The 26833-nt window shown below is 73.5% G+C and carries 23 protein-coding genes; 8 read left to right on the forward strand and 15 right to left on the reverse strand.

What is annotated here, in order from left to right:
• Window positions 1–976 (reverse strand): CaiB/BaiF CoA transferase family protein (locus tag IH54_RS0131885; protein WP_031523624.1); only part of this gene is annotated, 976 nt, incomplete at its 3' end.
• Window positions 977–1164: 188 nt separating this feature from the next.
• Between IH54_RS0131885 and IH54_RS0131890 the strand changes: the two genes are divergently transcribed.
• Window positions 1165–1584, forward strand: a complete 420-nt coding sequence (locus IH54_RS0131890) for an organic hydroperoxide resistance protein (protein WP_031523626.1) — start codon at window positions 1165–1167, stop codon at window positions 1582–1584.
• Between the two features lie 72 nt (window positions 1585–1656).
• On the opposite strand, the gene hemL is transcribed toward IH54_RS0131890, so the two are convergent.
• The 12 genes from hemL to IH54_RS0131950 form a co-directional block, all read right to left on the reverse strand.
• Complete coding sequence (gene hemL, locus IH54_RS0131895) at window positions 1657–2997, reverse strand: glutamate-1-semialdehyde 2,1-aminomutase (RefSeq protein WP_043182882.1); 1341 nt, start codon at window positions 2995–2997, stop codon at window positions 1657–1659.
• 181 nt (window positions 2998–3178) lie between these two features.
• A complete protein-coding gene (locus IH54_RS0131900; protein ID WP_031523630.1) occupies window positions 3179–5227 on the reverse strand; it encodes an acetate--CoA ligase family protein in 2049 nt (682 codons plus the stop codon).
• Window positions 5224–6534 carry a glutamyl-tRNA reductase gene (gene hemA, locus IH54_RS0131905; protein WP_107060316.1) on the reverse strand — a complete coding sequence of 437 codons (1311 nt, stop codon included), beginning with the start codon at window positions 6532–6534 and terminating at the stop codon, window positions 5224–5226. The genes IH54_RS0131900 and hemA overlap by 4 nt, the downstream gene beginning before the upstream one ends.
• A gap of 72 nt (window positions 6535–6606) precedes the next feature.
• Window positions 6607–7629, reverse strand: a complete 1023-nt coding sequence (gene hemB, locus IH54_RS0131910; RefSeq protein ID WP_052398103.1) for a porphobilinogen synthase — start codon at window positions 7627–7629, stop codon at window positions 6607–6609.
• 5 nt (window positions 7630–7634) lie between these two features.
• Window positions 7635–8417: an aspartate/glutamate racemase family protein gene (locus tag IH54_RS0131915; RefSeq protein ID WP_234344109.1), complete on the reverse strand. Its 783-nt coding sequence runs from the start codon at window positions 8415–8417 to the stop codon at window positions 7635–7637.
• 162 nt (window positions 8418–8579) lie between these two features.
• Window positions 8580–9788, reverse strand: a complete 1209-nt coding sequence (locus tag IH54_RS47250) for an FAD-dependent oxidoreductase (RefSeq protein WP_031523639.1) — start codon at window positions 9786–9788, stop codon at window positions 8580–8582.
• Window positions 9785–10531 carry an arylmalonate decarboxylase gene (locus tag IH54_RS47255; RefSeq protein ID WP_031523642.1) on the reverse strand — a complete coding sequence of 249 codons (747 nt, stop codon included), beginning with the start codon at window positions 10529–10531 and terminating at the stop codon, window positions 9785–9787. The genes IH54_RS47250 and IH54_RS47255 overlap by 4 nt, the downstream gene beginning before the upstream one ends.
• 263 nt (window positions 10532–10794) lie before the next feature.
• Window positions 10795–11334, reverse strand: a complete 540-nt coding sequence (locus IH54_RS0131930) for a helix-turn-helix transcriptional regulator (RefSeq protein ID WP_052398104.1) — start codon at window positions 11332–11334, stop codon at window positions 10795–10797.
• Window positions 11335–11454: 120 nt separating this feature from the next.
• Window positions 11455–12417, reverse strand: coding sequence for a DMT family transporter (locus tag IH54_RS0131935; protein ID WP_063762417.1), 963 nt, complete (start codon window positions 12415–12417; stop codon window positions 11455–11457).
• Between the two features lie 187 nt (window positions 12418–12604).
• Window positions 12605–13627, reverse strand: coding sequence for a LysR family transcriptional regulator (locus IH54_RS0131940; protein WP_234344111.1), 1023 nt, complete (start codon window positions 13625–13627; stop codon window positions 12605–12607).
• A 13-nt stretch (window positions 13628–13640) separates the two neighbouring features.
• The gene (locus IH54_RS0131945; RefSeq protein ID WP_031523651.1) at window positions 13641–14558 is read right to left on the reverse strand and encodes a TIGR03619 family F420-dependent LLM class oxidoreductase; all 918 of its coding nucleotides are present in this window, start codon (window positions 14556–14558) and stop codon (window positions 13641–13643) included.
• Window positions 14542–15741, reverse strand: coding sequence for an MFS transporter (locus tag IH54_RS0131950; protein ID WP_052398105.1), 1200 nt, complete (start codon window positions 15739–15741; stop codon window positions 14542–14544). The genes IH54_RS0131945 and IH54_RS0131950 overlap by 17 nt, the downstream gene beginning before the upstream one ends.
• A 229-nt stretch (window positions 15742–15970) precedes the next feature.
• Here IH54_RS0131950 and IH54_RS0131955 point away from each other — a divergent pair, with 229 nt between their 5' ends.
• Window positions 15971–17641: a glutamate--tRNA ligase gene (locus tag IH54_RS0131955; protein WP_031523655.1), complete on the forward strand. Its 1671-nt coding sequence runs from the start codon at window positions 15971–15973 to the stop codon at window positions 17639–17641.
• A gap of 63 nt (window positions 17642–17704) precedes the next feature.
• On the opposite strand, the gene IH54_RS0131960 is transcribed toward IH54_RS0131955, so the two are convergent.
• Window positions 17705–18229 carry a helix-turn-helix domain-containing protein gene (locus IH54_RS0131960; RefSeq protein WP_043182883.1) on the reverse strand — a complete coding sequence of 175 codons (525 nt, stop codon included), beginning with the start codon at window positions 18227–18229 and terminating at the stop codon, window positions 17705–17707.
• A gap of 309 nt (window positions 18230–18538) precedes the next feature.
• Here IH54_RS0131960 and IH54_RS0131965 point away from each other — a divergent pair, with 309 nt between their 5' ends.
• The 3 genes from IH54_RS0131965 to IH54_RS0131975 all read left to right on the forward strand — a co-directional run bounded on the left by IH54_RS0131965 (window position 18539) and on the right by IH54_RS0131975 (window position 24102).
• Window positions 18539–22507, forward strand: a complete 3969-nt coding sequence (locus tag IH54_RS0131965) for a type I polyketide synthase (RefSeq protein ID WP_078862679.1) — start codon at window positions 18539–18541, stop codon at window positions 22505–22507.
• 233 nt (window positions 22508–22740) lie between these two features.
• Window positions 22741–23367, forward strand: coding sequence for a TetR/AcrR family transcriptional regulator (locus IH54_RS0131970; RefSeq protein ID WP_043182885.1), 627 nt, complete (start codon window positions 22741–22743; stop codon window positions 23365–23367).
• Between the two features lie 114 nt (window positions 23368–23481).
• Entirely contained in the window at window positions 23482–24102 is a 621-nt protein-coding gene (locus tag IH54_RS0131975; RefSeq protein ID WP_031523659.1) for a 2OG-Fe(II) oxygenase, read from the forward strand.
• 298 nt (window positions 24103–24400) lie between these two features.
• Here the strand turns inward: IH54_RS0131975 and IH54_RS0131980 are convergent, their stop codons facing one another.
• Complete coding sequence (locus IH54_RS0131980; protein ID WP_159012200.1) at window positions 24401–24745, reverse strand: hypothetical protein; 345 nt, start codon at window positions 24743–24745, stop codon at window positions 24401–24403.
• A gap of 470 nt (window positions 24746–25215) precedes the next feature.
• Between IH54_RS0131980 and IH54_RS0131990 the strand changes: the two genes are divergently transcribed.
• Genes IH54_RS0131990 through IH54_RS47260 form a run of 3 tightly spaced genes read left to right on the forward strand, consistent with a single transcriptional unit; the run spans window position 25216 to window position 26779 of the window.
• The gene (locus IH54_RS0131990) at window positions 25216–25428 is read left to right on the forward strand and encodes a hypothetical protein (RefSeq protein WP_159012202.1); all 213 of its coding nucleotides are present in this window, start codon (window positions 25216–25218) and stop codon (window positions 25426–25428) included.
• 53 nt (window positions 25429–25481) lie between these two features.
• Window positions 25482–25970 carry a hypothetical protein gene (locus tag IH54_RS0131995; protein ID WP_031523663.1) on the forward strand — a complete coding sequence of 163 codons (489 nt, stop codon included), beginning with the start codon at window positions 25482–25484 and terminating at the stop codon, window positions 25968–25970.
• The gene (locus tag IH54_RS47260) at window positions 25970–26779 is read left to right on the forward strand and encodes a hypothetical protein (protein ID WP_234344113.1); all 810 of its coding nucleotides are present in this window, start codon (window positions 25970–25972) and stop codon (window positions 26777–26779) included. Before IH54_RS0131995 ends, IH54_RS47260 begins: the two co-directional genes overlap by 1 nt.
• Window positions 26780–26833 lie beyond the last annotated feature (54 nt).

The raw sequence follows: 26833 nt of genomic DNA on the forward strand, positions 1-26833 counted from the left end.
AGCGGGGGGCGGGGGAGGGCTGGGGGCGGTCGGCGACGTCGACGAAGGTCGTACGGTCGCGCAGCGCAGGGTGCTCCGCGGCCTCGCGCGGGTCGAGTACGGGGACTACGCAGGCGTCGTGCTCGGTGAACACCTTGGCCCAGTAGTCGCGGGGGCGGGTGCGGAAGGCCTCGGCGAGTCGCGTCCGCAGCGCCGGCCAGGCGGACCGGTCGTCGCGGTCGGGCAGGCCGGCGGGGTCCAGGCCCAGCTGGGTGACCAGGACCTCGTAGAAGCGGGGCTCGATCGCGGCCACCGCCACGCTCCGGCCGTCCTGGCAGGCGTAGGTGGTGTAGTACGGGGCGTCGGTCACGGTGACGTTGCCGGGGTTGTCCCGCCACTGCCGGACCATGACCTCAAGCAGCGCCGCCCCGTCCACCATGGCCGCGTCGACGACCTGGCCGCGCCCGCTGCGGGAGCGCTCGTGCAGCGCGGCGAGCACGCCGAGGACCTGGAGCAGACCGCCGCCCGCGAAGGTGGAGAGATACGTGGACGGCGGCCGCAGGCTCCCGGACGGGGCCGCGTCGGTGTCGAGCAGCCCGGCCATGGCGAGGAAGCTGATGTCGTGTCCCGGGCGCCGGGACCAGGGACCGGCCTGCCCCCAGCCGGAAACGCGGGCGTAGACGAGGCCGGGATTGGAATCGGCGAAGGATTCCGGTCCTATTCCGAGGCGTTCGGCGGCACCCGGCCGGAGGCCTTCGAGCAGCACGTCGGCGCGGTCGACGAGGTCGCGCAGCGCGCGTATTCCGTCCGGGCTCTTCAGGTCGGCCGCGACGGAGCGGCGGGAGCGGCCGAGCGGGTCGGCCGCTCCGAACGAGCCCGCGCCCGGGCGGTCGACGCGGACGACGTCGGCGCCGAGGTCGGCGAGGAGTGTGGCGGCGAAGGCGCAGGGGGCGCCGCTCGCCACCTCGACCACGCGTACGCCTTTCAGTGGGCCCATGGGTCCATCCCCTTTCCGGGAGTTCCAGCGAAAAGACGAAATCGGTTCGGAGGGCTGCTTCGGGGTCCGTCAGCGCCATGAGCGACGGCTTGGCGCACTGCGCGCTTCGGGCTTCCGTATGGCTTGCTCCGGAATTCCTTGCTTTCCTTCCGAGTGTTTTCCCCACCCCCTACGAAAGGGCAGGAATCGTGTCGGTTCTCTACACCGCCGAGGTCACGTCGTCCGGAGACGGCCGGCAGGGCTGGGTCCGGTCTTCCGACGGCCTTCTGGAGCTGGGCCTTGACGCGCCGAAGGAAGTGGGCGGCGCGGGCGAACGGACGAATCCGGAGCAGCTGTTCGCCGCCGGCTACGCCGCGTGCTTCCACAGCGCGCTGCGCCTGTCGGCCCGCGAGGCGCGGGTGGCCCTCGATCAGGAGCCCACCGTGACGGCCCGCGTGCATCTGGAGCGGGACGCGTCCGGCTTCGGCATCAGCGCGGACCTGACGGTGCGGTTACCGGGGATCGCCCCGCAGACGGCTCAGGAACTGGTCGACCGGGCCCACACCCGCTGCCCGTACTCCCGTGCCGTGCGCGGGAACATCCGGGTCGGGATCGTGCTGGAGTCCTGACCCGCCGCCCCGGAGCGTGCCGCCGGCATCCGGCCCGACCGGATGCCGGCGGCACGCGTGCGTCCGGCCGGATCAGGCGGCCGGCGGCAGGGCCGCTGCCGCCGCCTTCGCCGCCCGGGGCAGGGCCGCGACGACCCGGTCGATCGCGCGGTCGTCGTGCGCTGCGGACACGAACCAGGCCTCGAACGGGGACGGGGGCAGGTACACGCCCTGGTGCAGCATCTCGTGGAAGAAGGCCCGGTAGCGGAACGCCTCCGACGCCCTGACCTGGTCGTAGTCGATGACCGTCCGCTCGCTGAAGAACACCGAGAACATGGTCCCGGAGTACTGGAGGCTGTGGGCGACGCCCTCCGCGTACAGCGCCTTGGAGACCTCGGTGCCGATGGTCGCGGACACGGTGTCCAGCCGCTCGTACACCTCGTCGGTGCAGTGCCGCAGGGTGGCCAGGCCGGCGGCGGTGGCCACCGGGTTCCCGGCCAGGGTGCCGGCCTGGTAGACCGGCCCGGCCGGGGCGAGGTGACCCATGACGTCGGCGCGGCCGCCGAACGCCGCGGCCGGGAAGCCGCCGCCCATGACCTTGCCGAAGGTGAACAGGTCCGCCGCCACGCCGTCCCGGCCGTACCAGCCGGCCCGGCTCGCCCGGAAGCCGGTCATGACCTCGTCGGAGATGAACAGCGCGCCGTGGCGCCGGCACAGCTCCTTCAGGCCCGCGTTGAAGCCGGGCAGCGGTGGGACGGCGCCCATGTTGCCCGGAGCCGCCTCGGTGATGACGCAGGCGATCTCGGAGCCCTGCTCGGCGAAGGCCCGCTCCACCGCCGCCAGGTCGTTGTACGGCAGCACGACGGTGTCGGCGGCCTGGGCGCCGGTGACGCCGGGGCTGTCCGGCAGGGCGAAGGTGGCCAGGCCGGAGCCTGCGGCGGCCAGCAGGGCGTCCACGTGGCCGTGGTAGCAGCCCGCGAACTTGACGATCTTCGGGCGACCCGTGAAGCCGCGGGCGAGCCGGATCGCCGACATGGTCGCCTCCGTCCCGGAGGTGACGAGGCGGACCCTCTCCACCGGGGCGACCCGGGCGGTGATCTCCTCGGCGAGGTCGACCTCGCCCTCGGTCGCGGTGCCGAAGGAGGTCCCGGAGCCGAGCGCGGCGGTGACCGCTTCCAGGACCGCCGGGTGGCGGTGGCCGAGGATCATCGGGCCCCAGGAGCAGATGAGATCGACGTATTCGCGGCCGTCGACGTCCACGAGCCAGGGGCCGTGCGCCGAGGACATGAACACGGGGGTGCCACCGACGGAACCGAAGGCGCGCACCGGCGAGTTGACCCCGCCGGGGATGACGCCGGCGGACCGCTCGAAGAGCGCCCCCGAGAGGGGGCCGCCGCCGGTGGCGGGGGTGGTCGGAGCATCGGGTGAGGACATCGGTCGGTGCCTTTCGCGGTCGCTGAGCGGTCTGGGTGGGGATCTTCGGGCCGGGTTTCCGGGTGCCGCCACGGGACCCGGGCCCACGGGCCCCGCCGGGCGCGGGCCGGACCCGCGCCCGGGGAGCCGGGAGGGGAGCCGTGTGGGGGGATGTGCCGGCTCCCCTCCCCGGAAGGGGGGTTCAGGTGGCGTCGGGCGAGCCCGTGAACGCCGCGTCGAGGACGACGGCGCCGCTCGGCAGCACCCGCACCGGGTTGAGGTCCAGTTCGAAGTCGCCGGGCCAGTCGGCGACCGCGTCGGAGAGCCGGTACAGCAGCTCCGCCAGCGCGCCGGTGTCGAGCTCCCGGGTGCCTCGCGCGCCCCGCAGGAGGGCGGCGCCGCGCAGCTCGCCGATCATGGTCTCGGCGTCGCCCTCGGCGAGCGGCGCGGTCCGGTGCGCCACGTCGTCGAGGAGTTCGGTGAAGATGCCGCCGAGCCCGACGGTCAGGACGTTGCCGAGCGGGCTGGTGCGGACGCCGACGAGCACCTCCACGCCGTCCCCGGCCAGCTCCTCCACGAGGACGTCGCCGCCCAGCGCCGCCAGTTCGCGGAAGGCCGCGCGGGCGTCCTGCTCGCGCACGCCGACGCGTACACCGCCCGCCTCCGACTTGTGCAGCAGTCCGGGTACGACGGCCTTGAGCACGGCCGTGCCGTCCAGCTCCCGCACCAGCGCCGCGGCGTCGTCGGCGTCCCGGGCGACACGCCCCCGGGGCACGGCTATGCCGGCGGTGGCCAGGAGCTCCTTCAGCCGGGGTTCCGTGGCGTCGGCCCCGGGCGCGGGGAGCGGCGCTGCCGTGGCGGCCCGTGTGCCCTGCGGTCGCGGCCGGCTGACCTGCCACAGGGCTGCGGCGGCCTTCAGCGCCCGCTCCGGGGTGGGGTAGTCCGGGAGCTGGGCCGCGCGGAGCATGGCGGGGGCGTCGGGAGCCAGGAAGTCGGCGCCGGTGCGGGCCACCAGGATCGGTTTGCCGCCCTTGCGGGCCGCCTTCGACAGCGCGGTGACGGCCTTCTCCACGTCCGGCCCCGCCATGACGCAGAAGCAGGCGATGATGACGTCGACGGAGTCGTCCGCGATCAGCACGTCCAGCGACCGGTCGAAGAGCGAGGGGTCGCTGAGCACCGTGGCGGTGATGTCCACCGGGTTCTGCACGGCGCCGAACGGCGGGACGATCTCGGTGAGTGCGGCGATGCTGTCCTCGGACAGCTCGCTCAGCTCAAGTCCCGCTTTCTCGACGGCGTCGGCGGCGAGGATGCCGGAGCCGCCGGAGGTGGTGACGACGGCGACCCGCGGCCCCTTCGGCCGCAACGGGGACTCGAACGCAGCAGCCGCGTCGAGCAGTTCGTCGATGTCGTCGACGCGGGCGATGCCGAGCTGGCGCAACGCCGCGTCGAGCACCCGGTCGTCGGTGGTGAGGGCGCCGGTGTGGGAGGCGGCGGCCCGCCCGCCCGCCTCGGTGCGCCCGGACTTCAGGAGGGCGACCGGCTTGCCGGAAGCACCGAGCGCGCGCAGCGTCTCCAGGTCGGGCGCGTCCTCCAGGTAGCCCAGCAGGCCGTGGCACCCGGGCTCCTCGGCCAGCTCGCGCAGCACCTCCAGCGCGGTGACGTCGGCGTCGTTGCCGGTGCTCACCACCCATCCGGGGCGCAGGCCGCGCTGCAGGCCGAGGCTCGCGGCGCCGAATCCCAGGGCGCCGCTCTGGCTGACGAAGCCGAGGGTGCCGGGCTCGAAGGGGACGCTCTCGGCGCCGAACAGGGGGCTGAACGTGGCGAGGACGCGGTTGTTGAAGCTGACGGCCCCGATGCAGTTCGGCCCGATCAGGCGCAGCCCCCCGGCCCGGGCGCGGGCGACGACGTCCTCCTGGAGGGCGGCCCCCTCGGGCCCGGTCTCCGCGAAACCGGAGGAGGCGATGATGGCGAGGGGCACCCCGGCGGCCACGCAGTCGTCGACGGCCCCGGCCACCCGGCCGGCGCCCACCATGATGAGCGCCAGGTCGACCGGGCCGGGCGCCTCCTTGACGGAGGTGTACGCCGGGACGCCGAGGATGTCGCCGCCGCGCGGGTTGATCGGCAGGACGCGGCCCTTGTAACCGTGCCGCAGCAGGAAGTCCATCGGCTTGCGGCCGAGCGCGCCGGGGCGCTCGGTGGCGCCGATGACGGCGATGGAGTCGGCGTTCCACAGGGCGGAGATCGCGCTCATGCCATGGCCTCCTGGGCGACTGCGGGCTGTGGGGTGAACAGGGCGTGCAGGGCGTCGACGTAGACCTCGCCGTCGGGGCGCCCGGCCAGTTCGCGGGCGCGGACCGTGGGCTGGTGGAGCATCTTGTCGACGATGCGCTGCACGGTGCGGGAGACCTCCTGCAGCGCGTCGCTGTCCATGCCGTCCAGCCGCTTGCTGAGCCGGTCGAGCTCGGCGTCCGCGGCCTCGGTGGCGCTGGCCCGCATCGCCGCGAGGATCGGGGTGGCCCGGGCGGCGCGGCGGGCGGCCTTGAGGCTCTCGACCTCGGCGTCGATGATGCGGTGGGCGGCCTCCACACTGGCCACGGACAGTTCGTCGTCGCCGCCTTCCGCCGCGATGCGCTGGAGGTCGACGAGGGTGGCGCCGGGTATCCGGCCGGCCTCCGGTTCGATGTTGCGGGGAAGTGACAGGTCGAGCAGGTACAGGTCGCGCCCGCCGCGCCGGGCCATCGCGCCTGCGACGGAGTCGGCCCGCAGCAGCGGTTCGGTGGCGGCGGTGCAGCTGACGACGACGTCCACCTCGGTGAGCAGCTCGGGAACGGCCTCCAGCGGGTAGCCGCGGCCGGCGGCGGTCTCGGCGAGGCGCTGGGCCTTCTCGGGGGTGCGGTTGGCCATGTGCACGGTGCTCAGGCCGGAGCGGCGCAGCGCCGCGAGGACGACGCCGCCGAACGAGCCGGCGCCGATGACCAGGGCGGTCTTGCCGTCCAGGGAGCCGACCAGCCGCTCGAAGAAGGAGATCCCGGCGGTGGCGAGGGAGCGGCCGGCCTCGTTCAGGCCGGTCTCGTTGCGGGCCCGCTTGCCGGCCCGGATCGCGGCCTGAACGGCCTGGTTGAGGGTCTTGCTGGTGGACCCGGTGCGCTGCGCGCGGTCCAGGGCCTCCTTCACCTGGCCGAGGATCTGGTCCTCGCCGAGGACGACCGAGTCGAGGCCGGAGGCGACCTGGAAGAGGTGGCGCAGCGCGTCGTCGGCCCGGCGCACGTACCGGTAAGGAGCCAGCTCCTGGGGGCCGACCCGGGTGTGGTCGGCGAGCAGGTCGTCGAGGAGGGGCACGGGGTCGGTGTCCGGGGCGGACTCGACGTACACCTCCATGCGGTTGCAGGTGGACAGGATCAGGGAGGAGGCCAGACCCTCGGTGTCGGCGATGCGCCGGGCCAGGTCGTCGAGCGGTCCGGAGTTCTCGTAGATCTGTTCCAGCAGGTCGAGCGGGGCGGTGGCATGGCTGATGCCCACCGCCAGGAACCGGTTGGCGTCCGGTGTCGTTCGTCGCACAGTCCTCAACACCTCAGTGATAGGCGGGTGGAAGGGTGATGGCGCCCGGTGACCGTCACCGGGGTGCGGGGCTCAGCGGCCCAGACGCGGGGCGAACTCGGTGGCCCAGTAGGTGATGATCTGGGAGGCGCCCGCCCGGTGGATGGAGGTGAGGCTCTCCACGATCGACTCGTCGCGGTCCAGCCAGCCGCGCGCGGCGGCGGCCTCGATCATCGAGTACTCGCCCGACACCTGGTACGCGGAGACGGGCACGTCGACGCGCTCGGCGATGAGGCGGACGATGTCGAGGTAGGCGAGGGCCGGCTTGACCATCACCATGTCCGCGCCCTCGGCGAGGTCGAGAGCGACCTCGCGCAGCGACTCCCGGATGTTGCCGGGGTCCTGCTGGTAGGAGCGGCGGTTGCCCTGGAGGGAGGACTCGACGGCGTCGCGGAACGGCCCGTAGAAGTGCGAGGCGTACTTGGCCGAGTAGCCGAGGATCGCCACGGTGTGGTGGCCCGCCTCGTCCAGTGCGGCGCGGATGTGCCGTACCTGGCCGTCCATCATGCCGCTGGGCGCGACGATCTGGGCGCCGGCCTCGGCCTGCAGGACGGCGGCCCGCGCGTACAGCAGCACGCTGGCGTCGTTGTCCACGTCGCCGTCGGGGCCGAGGACACCGGTGTGGCCGTGGGTGGTGTACTCGTCGAGGTTGATGTCGCCGATGACGACGGTGGAGTCGCCGACCTCGGCGGCGACGTCGCGCAGCGCCACCTGGAGGATGCCGTCGGGATCGACCGCGCCCGACCCCTGCGGGTCCTTGCTCTCCGGGATGCCGAACAGCATCAGCCCGCCCACGCCGACGGCGACGGCCTCGGCGGCGGCCTTGCGCAGCGAGTCCCGGGTGTGCTGGAACACACCGGGCATGGAGGGGATCTCCCGGGCCTCGGTCAGGCCCTCGCGCAGGAACAGAGGCTGGATCAGGTTGGCGGCGTTGACCTGCGTCTCGGAGGTGAGCCGGCGCAGCTGCGGGGTGCGGCGCAGGCGGCGCGGGCGGTGCAGCGGGGCGGCGGCGGGGGTGCTGAAGGGGGCGGCGCCGATGGAGGACTGGATGGTCATGGGGATCACGCTCCTTGGAGGGTCGAACCGAGGAAGACCTTTTCGAGGTGGCGGGAGATCTCGGCGGGCGGACGCTGGAACCAGTAGCCGGCGGCGGAGCGCGAGAAGATGCCCAGTTCGCCCAGGTTCACGCTGAGCTCGGCGAACTTCACGGCCAGGCCTGCCGGGTCGACCACGGGCATGCCGGCCAGTTCCCGGATGCCCAGGTGCCAGAAGATCTCGTTGGGGATGCCCTCGGCCGGGACGATGATCTCGGCCCCGGCCTTGCGGGCGCGTTCGGCGGCTTCGGTGTAGACGGTGACGAACTGGTCGTAGTCGTCGGCGAGGGCGCGGTGGACGCCGTCCCAGCCGCCGGGGACGATCTCGTACGCGGACAGCCACCGCTCCAGGCCGTAGCGGCAGATGTTCGCCCGGATGGGCTCTTCGAGGGCCGGCATGAAGCCGAGCAGGCCGAAGCGGTGCCCGGCCAGGGCCGACAGGAAGAAGGCGGTCTCGCCGTATCCGAGGGTGGGGATCGCGGCGAGGTGCCGGGCGTCGCGCAGGCCGGGGTCCTGGCCGGCGGCGGTGATCCAGGCGTCGTAGCCCTGGCGCTCGGCGGCCAGCGCCGCGTGGGCGAAGTGCTCGCTGAAGAGCACCTGGGCCGCGTGGTGGCCGACGAGCCCGAAGGGGGTGTTGTCGGGGTACGTGTCGGCCGGGAGCGTCTTGATGTCGATGTCGGTGCCGGGCGCGGTGATCGCGTCCAGGTGCTCGCGATACCACTGGTCGAGCAGCGGCAGCCGACCTTCCACGGTGTGTTTGTGGAACCAGAGGCGCATGGCGCTTTCCGTCCTCTCAGCGGGAAGGGGCAGAGTGGTGCGGACGAGCGGTGTGCGGGTGGGGCGGAGTGGTGCGGACGGCCCGTGTCCGGGACGGCGGGCCGCCGGGCGGGCGCGCGGGCCCGCGGGCGGTGCTCAGCGGGCCTGTTGCCGGGGGAGCGGGGCGCAGTCCAGCAGCGAGGCCGCGTGGAGGTAGTCCGTGACGCGGCCGGGATCTGCGGCGATCCGGCCGATGCCGTCCAGGGCGCGGTGCAGCCCGTCCGCGTCGTCGATGCCCGCGGTGCGGGCCTCGCTGCGCGGGATCACCTTGTGCTTCACCACGGCCCGCCGTTCGGCGGCCACGCGGTCGAGGAGCCCCGGGTCGGCCTCGCCGTGGTGGACCTGCGTCAGAGCCCGTCCCCAGGCGACCGCGTCGTGCAGCCCGCAGTTCATGTTCATGCCGCCCGCGGTCGAGGTCAGGTGGGCGGCGTCGCCGGCGAAGAGGACCCGGCCCACCTGGTAGTCCGGCAGGACGTACGACGCCAGCCGGTACGTGTGGGCGTCCGTGACGTCCAGCTGCCCGGCACAGGACGGCAGGGCGCGCTCCAGCAGGGCGCCCACGGCGCGCCGCTCGGTGACCTGGCCACGCGGGACGTCCGCCGGGAGCCGGAAGATGAGCCGCCAGTGGTCGGGCATGCCCAGGACGCTGAAGGACTGCCGCGGGTCGCGGACGTACGCCAGCGGTCCCAGATCGGGCAGAAGGCCGTCCAGGGCCGTCGCCGTCACCACCCGCAGGGCGTACCAGGGGTATTCGGTGGCCCGGGACGGCAGCCGTAACGCGGTCCTGACGGTGCTCCGGCTGCCGTCGGCGGCCACCACGTATCCGGCGTCCAGCGGGGCGCGCAGCCCGGCCGGTCCGTCGATCCACAGGCGCACCGCGTCGTTGCCCCAGGGGCGGACGTCGAAGACGGTGCTGGAGAAGCACACCTCGGCGTGCGGGTGCGCCTCCAGCGCCGCCAGCAGCAGCGGGGTGAGGCGGGACTGCTCGACGTGCACCCGGTAGGGGTGGGCGGTGCGTCCGGTCAGCGCGTCGTAGCTCATACGGTGCAGCAGCCGCTGCTCCAGGTCGCGCCACTGGATCTCGTGCACCGTCCGCCCCTCGGCGCGCAGTGCGGCCGCCACGCCGAGTTCGTCCAGCAGGTCCAGGGTGGCGGGGTGGAAGGTGGAGGCGCGGGAGGCGGTGGACAGCGCCGGGTCGGACTCCAGCACCGTCACCGGCACCCCGCCCTGGGCCAGCACCAGGGCTGCGGTGAGACCGACAGGACCGGCTCCCACCACGACCACCGGGCGGCGGGGAACGCTCACTTCGGCCCGCCCGCGCGCCGGGCGAGCCGGCGCAGCAGCCCGGTCTCCTCCGCGGGGTCGGCCGGCAGCCCGGTCCGGCGCAGCGCCCACCGGGCCGAGCAGATGTTGGAGGTGAGCAGGGCCCGGTCGTTGCCCTCGCCGATCCGGGCCAGGGCGTCGAAGGTGAACATACCGGTGCCGGTGAGCAGGAGGGCGTCGTCGTCGCCGAGGCCGGCGTCCGCGACCTGGCGGACGAGGTCGTCGGTGGTGACGTCGTAGGGCGAGAAGCGGTCGCCGGCCCGGATGGGGACGACCTTCGAGACCGTCAGGCCGGCGTCCTCCCAGAACGCGCGGGACAGGTCGGTCAGCCAGGGCTCGTACGGCGAGACCAGGACCACGTCCTGGATGCCCAGGTCCGCGCAGGTGTCCAGGGTGGCCAGGGTGGAGGAGGCCACCGGCTGGCCGCCGGCCTCGGCGAGCTTGTCGCACAGGGCCCGGTCGCCGTCGGGGCCGAGAAGGTAGTGCGAGCCGCTGCACGCCACCACCACCGCGCCGAGGCGCAGGCCGCCGAACCCGGCGACCACCTCGCCGAGGCGGTCGTTGTAGACGTCCAGCCGCTCGCGCAGGCTCAGTCCCGGCAGGACCGGGAAGCGGGAGGTGTGCACGTTCATGGCGGGCCGGACGAGAGCGCCGATCTCCGGCTCGGCGGCGGCGTTCCCGGAAGGAACGACCACCCCGATACGTTCCGCCGATTGCAAGGACATCTGAATTCCCCTCTTCCGGGACGTTTCCCGGAATGTGCCAGGACGACTTCTTGACGGCCGGGACCGGACGGCGACCAGGTGGCGGGCGTGTGGGAACACGGCCCGCACTCGAATACCCGAGTCCTCGAATATCCGCATGCGTGGTGCGTCGCTTTCCGGGTGGGTTCTTCCGAGCCGAAGGAGTGCAATGCCGCGTGCCGGGGGTCCGCTGCCCGGCGACGCAGGAAACGCTAGAACCCGGCATGGGGAGGGGCACTACGGAATCACGCAGTGAGTCGCGCCTTCTGCGGAATTCCGTACCGGGGGGCGGGGGTGCCCAGCGCGGTGGCGAGCTGCGCCCTGCGGTGGATCGACAGCTTCCGGTACATCCGCGTGAGGTGCTGTTCGACGGCACGGCACGAGACGTTCAGCTGTTCGGCGATCTTCTGGTTGGTCATCCCGGAGACCACCAGGCGGGCGATGCGCGACTCGTGCGGGGTGAGCGCCGCGGCGGGCCCCGCCGCGGGGGCCTCCGGCTCCCGTCCGGTGAGTGCGTTGTGCCCGTACTCGACCGTCCAGGTGTGGATCCTGGTCCGGGCGACGAGTCCCTGCCGGGCCAGCGGATCGCCACGCAGGACGCGGTGCAGGGACACGTCGTCGGAGACGGCGAGCACGAGGATGTCCCCGTTGCCCGTGCCGGCGGGGCCGCCGCCCAGCAGGATGCCGCGGGCGGCCAGTGTGCGCAGGTGGGCGAGGTAGTCGGACCAGGCCTGGTGCAGGCGGGACTCGGCGGGATGGAATGCGCGTTCGACGACGTACGGCATGGGTGTTCACCTCAGCAGGTCGGGGGCCGTGGGCGGGGAGGGGGCTGTTTCAACGGCGGGGCCCGGCGGGCCGTGGTGGTACCGGCCTGCCGGGCCCCGTCCGCGTGTCGTGTCCGGGCCTCACTTGGCGCCGGCGACCGGCCTCGCCGCGCCGGCCGCCGGGGGGACCTGCGCAGATGCCCCGGTGCGGGATTCCGCGGCGGGCTCGCCGGCTGCCGCCTCGGCCGCCGGCGCGGGGGCCGGCTTGCGGCGCAGCAGTGCGATCGCGACGAGCACCGCGGCGGTGCCGAGCAGCACCGTCCAGCCCAGCGACTCGTCGAGGAAGACGGCGCCGAGGACCACGGACACGACGGTCATCAGGTAGATGACGGTGGCGGCCGCCGCGGGGCCGTCCTTGGTGATGATGACCGTGTTGAGCAGCACCGCGAAGCCGGTGCACACCACGCCGAGGATGATCAGGGAGACGGTGGAGTCGGTGCGCCACTCCACCGCGTCCAGGCCGAGGAACGGCACGGCCAGCAGGGTGAGCACGGCGGCGATGGTCAGCTGCCCGCCGGCCAGCATGAGGACCGGGATGCCGCGCCCGGCCAGGAAGCGGCCGACGTAGGCGAAGCTGCTGCCGAAGCTGATGGCGCCGAGGACGAAGCAGACGATGCTGCCCGTGGAGGCGTGGGTGTCCGTGCCCCACGGCGCGGCCACCAGCACCACGCCGAGCAGGCCGACGACCATGCCCCAGGCGCGGGCGGCGCCCAGGCGCTTCTCGCTGCCGAGCACCACGGCCGCGCCGAGCGTCCACACCGGGCCGGTGCCGCTGACGACGCCGGCGATGTTGCTGGACCCGTGGACCTCGCCCTGGGCGAAGAGCAGCCAGGGGACGGCATTGCCCAGTAGTGCGGCCATGGCCATGTGACCCAGCAGGGCCTTGTCCCGTGGCGGCCGCAAGCCCTTGGCCAGGCCGATGGCCATCAGGACCGCCGCCCCGAGGACGAGCCGTACGAAGACCATTTCGACCGGCGAGAAACCGTAACCGGAGATCTTGATCCACAGGAAGACCGAGCCCCACAGCAGACTCAGTCCGGACAACCGCAGAAGCGCACCCGTTTTCATTTGCCGACCCTCGCATTCGACGCAGGCGGAGAAACACACGACAGGAGTGGGAGAGGGACGGAATTCGTCCGTCGCCCCGCACTCACGAGCGTCGCCTCGCGCACTGCCCCGCGTCCAGCAAGTAATCTTTCCGATGAACGTGAAGGCCGACTGAAACATTCGATCAATCGGAAACAGTGGGGCCTGTTCCTTGGTTCCGCTGCGGCGCGGCGTCGTTCAGCTCCGATTCCACGGTCTGGGCAGCCTCGCGCAGGGCGTCCAGGACGGCTTCGATCTGCGGCACACCGCCGCTGCCGGACCGCACGGCCGCGAACACCCGGCGGCAGGGCGCGTCGTCGATCCGGCGGATCACGACACCGGGCCGGGAACTGCGGCGGGCGAGCCGCGGCACGAGGCAGATGCCCAGGCCCTCGCGGACCGCCGCCAGCGTGGCGTCCCACTCGCCGATGACATGGGTGGCCTGCGGGACGAACCCGGCCGCCGCGCAGGCCGCGAGCGGGATCTCCTGGCACATGCCGACCGTGGCGAAGATCCACGCGTCCGCGGCCAGGTCCGCGAGCGTCAGCGCCGGCGCCTGAGACAGCGGGTGCTCGGCGGGCAGGGCGACGTCGAACACCTCCGTCATCAGCGGGTGCTTGTCGAACCGCGTGTCGAAGGCCGGGACCGAGGGCGACTCCACCGCGATGACCACATCGGTGCGGCCCTGCTCCAGCATCTCGAAGCTGGCCGGCGGATCGACCTCGGCGAGCGTCGTACGGAGCCCCGGGCGGCGCCGCTTGACGATGCCGGCGGCCGGCAGGATGAGCGGCGCGAGCGTGGTCCCGAAGCCGGACACCGACACCTCGCCCCGCTCGCCGTCGCCGTACTCGGCCAGCGAGCGGTACAGCCGGTCGATGCACGTGAAGATCTCCTCGGCGCTGCGGATCGCCGTCTTCGCCGCCCCGGTCAGCCGCAGCCGCCGACCGACCGGTTCGGTCAGCGGGACGCCCAGCTCCTTGGCGAGCGCGGCGAGTTGCTGGGAGACCGCCGAGGGCGTCAGGTGCAGCGCGGCCGCCACCGCGCTGACCGTGCCCCGCCGGTCCAGCTCCATCAGCACCCGCAGCTTGCGCAGATCCAGTTCACTGCCGTACGGCCTGGCCGCGGCAGCCCCCTTGCCCATGTCCGGCGCCGGTGTCGGTGTGTTCATGACTGACGCAACATCAGCGCAGGCGGCCGTGTTCCAGGTCGATGACTTCGGCGGCCAGCCGCTCCAGCGCGGAGAGGTCGGCCTCCGCGCGGGCGGCGGTGCGTACCTGCGCGGGAAACGTGGGGTCGAGGATGACGGCTTCCGCCTCCAGCCGCTCCAGCAGGCCGAGGTCCTCGTGGATCTGCTCCAGGGTGCCTTCGCCGAGCACCCGCCCGGCGGGCAGGGGGCGTTCGGTCAGCCGCAGCTTGATCCGCGGGGCGAGCGCGGGGACGGGCCGGTTCAGCCGTTTGGCGATGTCGCGCAGGGCGGGCACCCCGGCGTGGACCAGCCAGTCGGCGGTGACCGAGGTGGGGTGCCAGGCGTCGCCGTAGCGCACGGCCCGCTGCAGAGCCCCGGCGCTGTGCCCGCCGATCCAGATCTCGGGACCGCCCGGCCGCACCGGCCGGGGCCCGGTGCGGACGGGGCCGAAGGAGACGAACTCCCCGTCGTGCTCGATGACGTCCTGGGTCCAGAACGCCTTCATCACCCGCAGGTACTCGTTGCTGCGGGCGCCCCGGCGGGCGTAGGGCACCCCGAGGGCGGCGAACTCGCCCGGCGCCCAGCCGGCGGCGGCCCCGAAGACGAACCGCCCCTCGCTGAGCCGGTCGATGTTGGCCACCTGGCGGGCCACGAGCAGCGGATGGCGGTACGGCAGGATCGTCACGGTCGTCCCGAGCCGGACCCGGCTCGTCGCTCCCGCGAGCCAGGCCAGGACGGTGAACGGGTCGTAGAACGGGGCGGGGAACAGGGTCTCCACCTCCGACGTGCTCGCCACGTGGTCGGAGACCATCAGCTGGTGGTATCCGAGATCCTCCAACCGCCGCGCCCACTCCAGCATGCTCGCGGGCGTGGTCGCCGGGCCGTAGTTGGGCAGATTAACTCCGAACCGCACAGGACTCTCCGTTCTGTTCTGGCCCCCGCTGCGACGCCGGGGCGGGGAGGGGATCGGCCGACAGGCGCCAGCGGGTGAGCAGGTGCAGTACGCAGGCGGCCGCCGCCGCGGCGGCCGCGGCCGCCGGCAGGTGGCGGGGGCCGAGCCCGGCGGACAGCGCCGCCCCGCCCAGCGCGGCGCCCGCCGATCCGCCGAGGTAGGTGGCGGAGCTGTTGAGCGCCAGGACGGCGGCGCCGCCACGCGGGCGCATGCCGAGCAGCCGGTGCTGCTGCGGCACCACGAACGCCCAGCCGACCGCGCCCCACAGCACCAGCAGGGGCAGGACGGCGGCCCCGCCGAGCAGCGGTAGCGCGGCCAGGCCGAGGGACAGCGCGGCGAGCAGCACCGCCACATGGGCGCCGGGCCGCCCGGTGCGGTCGAGCAGCGGCCCGACGAGGAAGCTGCCCGCCACCCCGCCGGCTCCCCACAGCCACAGCGCCGTCTGGTGTCCGGTGGCGCCGGACGCGTCGAGGACCGGCACGAGGTAGGTGTACAGGCCCAGGCTGGCGACGGTCTGCAGGAACGTGGTGAGGACCGCCGTGACCACCCGGACGTCGGCGAGCTGGGCGCCGCGTTCGCGCAGGGACGGCATCGCGGCTCCGGTGACCTCCGGCAGCAGGGCCGCGCACCCGGTGAGCGCCACCGCGCCGATCGCGGTCACCAGCCACAGGGCCGAGCGCCATCCGGAGTGCGCGGCGAGGAACAGCCCGGCGGGGACGCCGAGCACCGTGCCCGAGCTGAGGCCGCCGAGCACGACGGCCAGCGCCCGTCCGCGCCGCTCGGGGCCGACCAGCGCCGCGGCCGCGATCGCCGCCACGGGCATGAACACCCCCGCGGCCACCCCGGCGAGCGCGCGCGCCGCCATCAGCCATGGCAGGGCGGTCGCGGCCGCCGTGGCGGCGTTGGCCAGGCAGAACAGGGCCAGCGCGGCGAGCAGGATCTGCCGGATCCCCCACCGGGCGAGAGCCGCCCCCACCAGGGGGGCGAGCAGCGCGTAGGAGAGCATGAAGACCGTGACGAGCTGCCCGGTCACCGAGGCCGGCTCGTGCAGGTCCCGCCCGATCGCGGGCAGCAGACCGGCCGTCACATAGGAGTCGGTCCCCACCGCCAGCGCTCCGAACCCGAGCAGCAGCACGCGCAGCACGCCCCGCCTCCTCTCTCACCGAGGTCACCTCGAGGTCACCTTCGGGATCAAGCTTCGCGCGGCGCGGGGCGTCCGGGGGTGTCCGGCGGCGCCGCCGGTACGGTATCCCACACTCCCCGCCCGTCGCGTCGGCCGCACCGCGGCCGCGGAGTCCTAACGTCGGCGTCCCGACGCGGCCGTGGCCCCATCCGGCCGCCGCAGCCGAGCCAACGCGACGGAAGGACGAGCCATGCAGGACCGTGACATCGTCGACTCCTGGTTCCCCGCCGACCTGCTCCCGCCTGCCCACTGGGAGCAGCACTACGGACCGCGGGAGCTGCCCGCGCAGGCCCGCGTGACCCGGTTCGCGCCCAGCCCGACGGGGTCGATGCACCTGGGCGGGCTGTACGTGGCGACCCTGGCGCGCGATCTCGCGCACCGCTCGGGCGGCGTGTACCTGGTCCGTATCGAGGACACCGACAAGGAACGCGAAGTGGCCGGCGCGGCCGAGGAGTTCACGCGCGTCTTCGGCTACTTCGGACTCGAACCCGACGAGGGCGAACATGGCGGCCCGTGGGGGCCGTACCGGCAGTCCGACCGCGCCGCCGTCTACCTGTCGTACGTGCGCGAGCTGGTCCGCGACGAGCGGGCCTACCCGTGCTTCTGCACACCCGAGGACCTGGAGCGCCACGCCGCCGAGCAGCGCCGCACCCGCTCCCCGCTCGGCTACTACGGCAGGTGGGCCCGGTGCCGCTCGCTGTCGGTCCGGGAGGCGGACGCCCGGATCGCGGCCGGGGAACCGTACACGGTACGGCTGCGCTGCCCCGTCGGGCTGCCGGGCCGGGTGCGCTTCCGCGACCTCGTCCGCGGGGCGCTGACCATGCTGGACAACGGCAACGACGTGGTGCTGCTGAAGTCCGCGGACGCCACGGGGCCGCGGCTGCCCACCTACCACCTCGCGCACGTGGTGGACGACCACTTGATGCGGGTGAACACCGTCGTGCGCGGCGACGAGTGGATCTCCTCGCTGCCGCTGCACCACCAGCTGCACCGGGAACTCGGCTTCCGGCCGCCCGAGTACGCCCACATCGCGCCGCTGATGAAGCTGGACGGCGGCAGCCGGCGCAAGCTCAGCAAGCGCAAGGACCCCGAGTCGGCCGCGGGGTTCTACGTGGCGGCCGGCTATCCGGCGGCCGCCGTCGAGCACTACCTGCGCGGGCTGGCCAACAGCCGGCTGACGGACGTGCCCGCCGAACGGGCCCTGGCCGAGGAGCTGCGGCTGTCGGAGATGGGGACGGCGGGCCCCATGGTGGACCTGGCAAGACTCCGCGCCCTGAGCCGCGACCACATCGCCTCGCTGACGCCCCGGGAGGCGCTGGCCCAGCTGGGCGCGTGGGCCGCCGCGCACGACCGGGAGGTGCACGCCGCGCTCGGTGCGCACCCGGACCTCGCGCTGGCGGCCTTCGAGATGATGCGGCGCGGCACCGGGACGCCGCGCAAGGACCTGGCGTGCTGGTCGGAGTTCCGGGCGGCGTACGGCTTCTGCTTCCCCGAACTGCACGAGCTGGTCAGCCGTCCGGACGACGCAAGACTCGGCGGCCTGCCCGAGCCGGTCGTGGTCACCCTGGCCGCGGACATGGTGGCCGGCTACCGCCACGCCGGGCCGCCCGAGAGCTGGTTCTCCGTCGTCCGCGCGATCGCCGTCCGGCACGGTTTCGCGCCGGACGGCCACGCGCACCGGTCGGCGCCCGGGGCTTACCGCGGCTCGGTCCGCGAGGTGGCCAACGTACTGCGGGTGTGCCTGACGGGCAGCCGCCGCAGCCCCGACCTCTTCCAGGTCGCCCAGTGCCTCGGGGAGCGTGAGGTGCTGCGCCGGCTGCGGCCGCTGGCCGAGGCGGCGGTGGTCTGCGCCGCGACCTGACGGCGGCGCCCCGGGCGTGCGCGGACGGCGGCCTGCCGGCAGGCCGCCGTCCGCGTAGGCGGGTCAGGCCACCGGCTCGCGCTCCGCGCGCAGGGCGACGGCCAGCTGGGCGCGGCGGCTGATCGACAGCTTGCGGTAGATGCGGGTGATGTGCTGCTCCACGGCCCGCGGCGACACCGTGAGCCGCTCGGCGATCTGCCGGTTGGTCAGCCCTTCGAGCATCATGCGGGAGACCCGCCACTCGTGGGCGCTCAGCCGGCCGAGCATGTCCGCGCCGTCCACGGCGCGCGCACCGCGGGGCCGCGCGGGCCGTTCCCGCGCCTCGGTGCCGAGCAGGTCGTCCATGCTCTGCACGGTGACGCTCAGGGTCAGGCGCTCCTGGGTGTACGGGTCGGCGGCGAGCACCTGGTGGACCGTCTCCCGGTCCGCGGCATCGATGACCAGGACCTCGCGGCACCCCTCCTCCAGGATGCCTCCGTCGAGCAGAACCCCCTGGTGGAACAGTCTTCGCCAGTAACCCTGGTGTGCCGACCGGAGCCCGTGTAAGCGGCCGTCCTCCAGGAACACGCGGCTGACAAGGAATCGCACCGTTTCCGCCTTCCGACGAGTTGTCGATGTCCGCACGGCGGTCTGCCCGCCGAGGAGTGTGGTGTCGTCTTACATTGCGATGCAAGTTTGCCCTGCGGTTCAATATTATGCGACCCCCGTCACGTGTGGTAACGGACCGGATGCGTAACCGGCTCCCAGGGGGGTCATGTCGGGACGAAAAGGGCGCAGCGGGAGAGCGGGAAGTCACCCTGAAGGGCAATCTTGACCTCAGGTGCACTTTTGCATCAGAATCACCGACGCGAGGCCTGAGTTCCCCTGTTTCCCTTCTCCTCAGATGGGTTCTGCCGCATGAACACTCTTGCCCGTAAGTCATCGATCGCCGTGGTGGGCATGGGATGCCGCTTCCCGCAGGCAGCGACGGTCGACCAGTACTGGCGGAACCTCGCCTCGAACACCGACTGCGTCAGCCCGATCCCGCCGGACAGGTTCGACATCGACACCTGCTACTCCGCCGTGCCGCGTACGCCCGGCCGCACGGTCTCCCGCTTCGGCGGCTTCCTGGACGACCCCTTCGCCTTCGACCCGGCCTTCTTCGGCGTCGCCCCCTCCGAGGCGGCCATGCTCGACCCGCAGCACCGGCTGCTGCTCACGGTGGTGTGGGAGGCGCTCGAGGACGCAGGTATCGTCCCGGACTCCCTGGCGGGCAGCCGTACCGGCGTCTTCGTCGGGCAGGCGACCGCCGAGTACTCCCGACGGGACACCCCCGAGACGTACAGCCTGCGGGACGTGGCCGGGAGCCACCTGCGCTCCATGGCCACCGGGCGCGTCTCCTACGCCCTCGACCTGCGGGGCCCGAACCTCCTCGTGGACACGGCGTGCTCCTCGTCCCTGGTGGCCGTGCACACCGCGTGCCAGAGCCTGCGGACGGGCGAGTCGGACCTCGCCGTCGCCGGCGGGGTCAACGTCGTCCTCTCGCCGTTGGACGCCATCGCGTACTCGCAGGCCTGCATGCTCTCCCCGGACGGGCGCTGCAAGTTCGGGGCCGACGACGCCGACGGTTTCGTACGCAGCGAGGGCGTCGGCGTCGTCCTGCTCAAGCGGCTCGCCGACGCAGAGCGCGACGGCGACCGCGTCCTTGCCGTGCTCCTCGGCAGCTCCGTGGTCAACGACGGCCGAGGCAGCGGGCTGCTGCTCAAGCCCGCCGTCTCCGGCCAGGTGGACATGGTGCGCACCGCCTGCCGGCAGGCGGGCATCGAACCGGCCGACCTGGACTACGTCGAGGCGCACGGGACCGGCACCACCGCCGGCGACAGCGTCGAGCTGACCGCCCTCGCCGAGGCTGTGCGGGACCGGCGCACCGCTGGACGGCCGCTGCGTACCGGCTCGGTGAAGAGCAACATCGGCCACACCGAGGCGGCCGCCGGCATGGCGGGCCTGATCAAGGCGATCCTGGTCGTCCGGCACGGACTGATCCCGGCATCCCTGCACGCCGCCCGACCGCACCCGCTGCTCACCCGGGGCGACATGCCCGTCGAGGTCGTCACCGCCAACACCCCGCTGGCGCCGGCCGGCGACCGCGCTCTGGTGGGGGTCAGCTCGTTCGGCCTCTCCGGCACGAACGCCCATGTCGTCGTCAGCGCCCACGCCCCCGTCACCGCCCCCGTCACCGCCCCGGCCACCCCGTTCACCGGGGACGGCACCCACCTGCTGGTCCTCAGCGCCCGCTCACGGCGCTCCCTGGCCGCGCTGGCCGCGGCCTATGCCGACTTCCTCGGCCCCGACGGCGCCGGCCGCGCCCACCCGCCCGCCGACGTCTGTGCCGCCGCCGCCCTGCGGCGCGGTCACCACCCGTACCGGCTCTGGGTCACCGGAGACGGCCACGACGACCTCGCCGCGGGCCTGCGGGCGGTGGCCGAGTGCCGGGAGGCGGACAACGCCGGGACCGGGGAGGCCGGCTTCGGCTCGGCGCCCCGTACGGTCTTCGTCTTCCCCGGCCAGGGATCGCAGTGGGCGGGCATGGGCCGCACCCTGCTGGAGTCCTCGCCCGCCTTCCGCAGGACGCTGCGCGCGTGCGACGCGGCGGTGCGCGGTGAGACGGGCCGGTCGGTCATCGATGTACTGACCGGGCCGGACGAGGACTTCCCCACGGACGTCGCGTCTGTGCAGCCCGTCCTGTGGGCGGTGCAGACGGCGCTGGCGGAGCACTGGCAGGCCATGGGCGTCCGGCCCGACGCCTGTGTCGGCCACAGCATGGGAGAGGTCGCCGCCGCCGCTGCCTCCGGGGCGCTGGCGCTGTCCGACGCGGCCGCCGTGATCTGCCGGCGCAGCCGCCTCATGGCGCGGACGGCCGGTCACGGCGGCATGCTCGTCACAGAGCTGGCCCCGGACGCCGCCGCCGAACTCGTACGCGCCGAGGGCGCTGCCGTGTGCGTCGCCGCGGAGAACGCCCCCGACTCCACCGTGCTGGCCGGCGACCGGGCGGCCCTGGAGCGGATCGCCGGACACCTGGAGGAGCGCGGCCTCTTCCACCAGGCGGTGCCGGTGGACGTCGCCTCGCACTCGCCCGCGATGGACCGGCTGCGCACCCCCCTGCTGGAGGCGCTGGCGGACCTGCGGCCCCGTGACCCCGACGTCCCGATGCACTCCTCGGTCCGCTGCGGGGCGGTCGGCGGCACGCCGCTGGACGCCGCGTACTGGATGGACAACCTGCGTCGGCCCGTCCGCTTCCGGGAGAGCGTGCAGCAGCTGGCCGAGGAAGCGGACTCGGTCTTCGTCGAGATCAGCCCCCACCCCGTGCTCACCGCCGCCGTACGGGCGACGCTCCACGACGCGGACGCCACGGTCGCGGTGACGGGCTCCACGCGGCGGGGCCACGACGAGCGGTCCGCCCTGACCCGCGCGCTCGGGCGGCACTTCGCCCACGGCGGCGCCGTCGACTGGGAGCGCTGGTACGGCGGCGCCGCCCCGCACGTACCGCTGCCCTTCTACCAGTGGGACGAACTGCACCTGCGGAACGACCCGGCGGGCGCGGCCGGGTCCGCCTCCGCAGACGCCGGGCACACCGAGGACTTCCCGCTCGACTCCCGCGTCACCGGCGTCGGTTCGCACGGCTTCGCCCCCGTGCCGCCGGTCGTCCACATCGCCGTCCTGCACGCCGCGGCCCGCACGGCCCGCGGCGGGGAGGAGGTCGTCGTCGCGGACGCCCGGGTCGGCGACACCTGGCCGGAGATACCCCCCGGGGGCGAGCTGACGCTGCGTGCGGAGATCGCCGGCGGTACGGCCACGGTGCGGGCGCTGTCCGGGAAGGCCCACGAGCCGTCCGGCGCACCGTGCCTGACCGCTTCGGTGCGGCCGGCGTCAGGGGCGCCGGCCGACGCGGACGTCGAGAAGGCGCTGGGCCGCTGCCGCTCCTACTGGTCGGGTGCGATGTTCCTGCGGTACGTCCGGGAGCGCGGGTACGAGATCGCGCCCGCCTACCGAACGGTGCAGGCGCTGTGGCGGCGCGACGGCGAGGCCGTCGCCCTGCTGCACCGGCCGGAGACACCCCGGCACGCGGGGTGGGAGGCCTGCCTGCTGCCCGTCCTGGCGGCGCTGCCCGGCGGGGCCGGCTCCCATGTCACCTACCGGCCAGAGGTGTTCGGCTACTCCCGCTTCCTGGCCGAGCTGCCGGAGACGTTCTGGGTGCACGTCCTCTTGAAGGAGTCGGCCTCGGGCGCGACGACGACCGCCGACGTGGTGGTGGCGGCGCCCGACGGGCGGCGGACCCTGGCCGAATTCCGCGGCGTCACCCTGCGGCGGGTGCAGGACCGCGCGGGCGCGCCGGACCTGTTACCCGCCCTGGCGGCCCGGCTGCTGCCGGACGCCGCCGCCCGCCTGGCCAGAACGGTGGACACCGGCCGGCGCACCGTCGCCACCTGGCTGGCGGCCCGGCTGGCGCCGGACGGCCGCGTCCCGGTACCGCCCGGCGAGCGGTTCCGCCGCGCGCGGGTCGCGCCGCCCCGCCGGCCGCCGGCCGCGCCGCCCCGGCGTACGCCCGCGGTGGCGGTGCCGGCCGTGCGCAGGGCCCCGATCGTCCCCGCGCCGCCCGCTCGCCGTCCCCAGGACGCGGCGCCCGGTGACACGGGGGTGCTCATCCGGAGCGCGGCACGGCTGCTGGGCGTGCCCCCCGAGCACATCGACGAACGCCGCCCCCTGCGTGACTACGGCCTGGACTCCCTGATGGCACTTCAGCTCCGGGCCGAACTGCGCGGACACGGGATCGAGATCACGCCGAGCCGGCTGGTGGGCGCGGAAAGCCCCGCACAGCTGACCAGGTGACCCGCCGTTGAGCGACCCGGCCGGCCGACGGGGCCGCCTTCCCGCGGCCGGCCGGGCCAACGGCCGTACACGTACGGCGTCCGGACATCGTCGATCATGAACTCGCAGGCATTCATGCACTGTGGTACAACTATTTATCACAGGTAACCGACGATGGGTCTGGCGAAGGCTGGCTTCACCGGGCGCGGCAGGCGCGAAGGCGACAGGCGGCCCCCGCCGGAGCAGGAGCAGACATGACCGACCCCTTCGACGCGCCATCACCACCTGTTGGGCGTCGCGAGCGGAACAAGCTGAGGGTCAAGAACCGGCTGTACGACGCTGCGTTGAGGCTGTTCGTGGAGAAGGGGTACGAGCAGACCTCCGTCGACGAGATCGCGGAGGAGGCCGACGTGGCCCGCCGCACCTTCTTCAACTACTACCAGCGCAAGGAAGACCTGATCGACGCCTGGGGCGAGCGCCGCAGGTCGCACCTGGAAGCCCGCCTCCAGGAGCCGGACGGCGCCTCCCCGCGCTCCGTCCAGCTGTCACTGGAACGCTGTATGAACGTCCTGGCCGACGTCAACGAGAGCGAGCGCGGACTGACGCGGGTGATGCTCTCGGCGTGGGTCAAGGCAGGCCGCCCCATGGACGAGGAGCCCTTCGCGGCCCACATATTCAGCGACATCCTGGAAGAGGCCAAGCGGCGCGGCGAGATCCCGGAGAAGGTGAACACCCGGGGCGCCGGCTACCTCCTCCGCGACGGCTACCTCGGCGTCCTCTACCGCTGGTCCCGCCCCGGCGACAAGCCGCTCGACCTGCAGGCGGAACTCCTCCTCGTGTGCGACCTGGTGCTGCACGGCATGACCGCACGCCAGGGCTGAGATCCGGAGCGCGGGTACGGCTCTCCGTACGGCGCTCCGGCCTGCCCGTCCCTACGGTGACGGAACCGGCAGCCGGACCCCCGGCTGCGCCCTCACACGACACGGGACGGCACCATGCTGAACACGAACGCGGCCTTCTCCCGGCCACAGAGCGGGATCGGGGCCCACATCGCGGAGGACCTCATCTCCCCCCGGGACATCGCGCGGCTGGAGGAGGAATTCCCCGCCGCGGAGCTCTTCCAGCACGTCGTCGTGGACACCCCCCTCAAGCATTTCCAGCTGAGCTCGCTGTGGCTGCACCGCGACGGCGCACACCTGACCACGGCCGAGCACCTGACACCCCTGTGGGCCGGACTGCTCGACGAGCTGACAGGGCCGGACCTGCTCAAACGCCTCGGCGAGGTCACCGACATGGACCTCACGTGCTACCCGCGCGACATCGGGCTGTTCACCCACGCCCCCGGTGAACTCATCTCCCCGCACCACGACGAGCCGGAGAAGGCCCTCACCGTGGTCCTCTACTTCAACGCGAAGTGGCCGGCCGGCGGCGGCGGGCACTTCGAGGTGCGTGCCTCGCACCACCCCACGCACCCGCCGGCGCGCTCCCTGCCCCCGGCGGCCGGCACGATCATCGCCTTCGACTCCTCCGTCTGGCACGCCACCTCCCCGGTGACCGCCGACCGGACCCTGCGCGCCGCGGTCCTCGAATTCTGGCGCACCCGCCCCCAGCGGTGACCTCCGAGCCCCGCTGACCCCGTCCGGTCAGGCGCCGCCGACGGCGCCGGCTCGGACGGGGCCGGACTCCTCGAAACCGCGGCAGTGCCCAGCTGGTTCAACCGGCTTGCTCGACGCGCGGCGGCATCGACCCACGCCGTCGCCGATTCGCGGGTGTGACTCCACCGGGTCGACTGCACCCTGCCTACGCCGGACGCCGCACCACGGAAGGATTTCACTGCCCGTGGACGTCGAGAGGCCCGGCTGTGGCGTCCCTCCGGGTGCGGAGGGACGCCACGGCCGGGCGGGGGCCCGGGTGTCACCTCAGGTGTGCGGCGATCGCCTCCGGCGAGGGGCTGCCCAGCCGGGCGGCCCGGCCGAGGAGCGGCCGCAGCCGTGCCCCGAGGCTCCAGGACGCGCCACCGTATGCGGACAGCAGGGCGCACGAGGCGAAGACGTAGCCGGCCGTCACCCCGGTGTCGGTGATGCCGGACTCCGTCCAGGGCAGTCCGAACGCCTCGGCCGACGACCGGACGCCGAGCGCGTACAGGGCGCTGCCGACGAAGCACGGATTGCTCGGCACTCCGAAGACCGGGCCGAAGGCGATGCATGTCCCCACCACGGCGGTGCCGACCGCGAACGCCCCCGGGCGGGAGGTCCCCACCGAGTGCCACATGCCGATCCGCTGGTGAAGGACCGGAGTGTGCACCGTTTCGGCCGCGCCCAATTCGTCGTCGAGCGTTTTGCCGTGGATGAAACCCGGCAGTCATTTGAACGAGGCGTCGATGGCCCGGAAGCCGAAGCCGCCACGCACCTGGGGGACCGCGGCCGGGAACGGATCGCCGTAGACCCCGACCGCGCAGCCGTCGTTGGAGGCGGAGAACGAGGCCCTGCGTCGCAAGGTCCGCGAGCTGGAGGAGGAGCGCGACGTCCTGCGCCCGGCGGCCAAGTATTCCGCGGGCGGGACGCGCTGGTGAGGAGCCTTAATGCAACTACTGCCTGTCGGGGCACTCGTCAGGACGAGCGACGGCTGAACCCGCACGTTCCGCAGCGCCGGAGCGCCCTCGCGCGAAGAGGGCCTGTTCCCCCGGCGGCTGCACCGCGAACAGCTTCGCCGAAGGCACCGAGGTGCTGATGGCGGACGGTACCCGCAAGGCGATCGAGGACGTGCGGGTCGGCGACCGGGGGGCCGCCACCGATCCGGTCGACGGGCGGACCGTCGCGGAACCGGTCACCGCGCTGGTCAGGGGCGACGGCGACAAGGACGTCACCGACGTCACTGTCGCCGGCCAGACCGTCACCGCGACCGACGGCCATCCTTTCCGGGTGCCGGACACCGGGGCGTGAACCGACGCGGGAAGCCTGGAGTCCGGTGACTGGCTGCGGACCAGCTCCGGCACATGGGTGCGGGTCACGGCGTACGGCACTGCAACAAGCCCCAGACCGTTTACAACCTCACGGTCGACGGTACGCACACGTACTACGTGCTCGCGGGGCCGACGTCGCTGCTCGTCCACAACTGCCCGCCGTACGACTACGGGAAGTACCCGGAGTACCACTGGTGGCAGTACGGGCGGCGCAAGTGGCCGGAGCCGAACGGCACACTGCGCGACCTGAAGGGGCTCGCGACGGACGATGTGAACAATTCGCTCGAGAGCAAGGAGAAGCAGGCCCTGATGAAGAAGCTCCGCAAGAAACCGTACCGGGTCGTGAAGGCGCTCAACCGGCCGCGGAACGGCGTCCACGCGAGGGTCAAGGAGTACAAGCCGGCGACGGACGAGGGCAATCACAGGGTCTGGATGCTGCAGCAGTTGATGGAGGAAGGTCTGCTACCCGAGGACACGCCGATCTACGTCCACCAGATCCAGCGGTGGCAGGGGAGGCGGTGATGCCGGACACCGAGCCGCCGCCCGACTGGAGCAGGTGCGTCGGGGTGGCGATGAAGTGGGCCCCGCTGGCCGTCCGCGGCAAGGTGCGGCACGGCATCGGCCCGGAGGAGGCGGAGGCGCTGGGCTGCGAACCCGGCTTCCCCGAGGCCGTGCGGTACGCGGTCGAGGTGGCGCGGGCCGGGCACTTCCTCCGGTACGCCCAGTGGCGCACCCGGTGGCCGACCCGCGTCGGCCGCGACATCAGTGACCAGGAGCTCTACGCCTGGGCCTGGCACACGTCCGGCAGCTGGGGCAGGCACTGGCTGGAGGAGTGCGCCGCGGGTGCCGGGGTACGCGACGCGGCCGGGTGCCTCCAGCAGTGCGTGCGCGATCTGCGCGGCGGCCCGCGGGAGCCGGTCCTCGCCGCTCTCGCACGCCGCAGCACCGCCGCGATGGCCACGGACACCGATGACCTGCCCCGGTACTTCCCGGGGACGGCGTCCCTCAACGAGGCGCTGTGGCTGCTCGCCATGCGCCACGCGGCCCGCCTCGCCCCCGACGCGGACGAGCGGACCAGGGCCCTCGCGTACGCCACCGCCGACTTCGCCGACAACCTGGCCTACCTCCACCACGCCCCGCCCCTGGCCGCGGGCGTCCTGGTCCGCTGGCCGATGCGGTACGCGTGGCGGGTGGCCGGGCCGGACGGCCGCGGCTGGGCCCTCGCCCACGCCGAGAGGCTCGGCCGCCGCGGCACGCTCCAACGGGTGATCCTGCACCGGCTCGTCCCAACGGACCTGGGGGACGGGGAGCCCGCGGAGGGGACGCGGTGAGCGCGCCGACGGATGAGGGTACGGAGCTGCGCCCGCCGGGCGGCGCGGGGCAGA

The sequence above is a fragment of the Streptomyces sp. NRRL F-5123 genome (assembly GCF_000721495.1).
GTDB lineage: Bacteria > Actinomycetota > Actinomycetes > Streptomycetales > Streptomycetaceae > Actinacidiphila.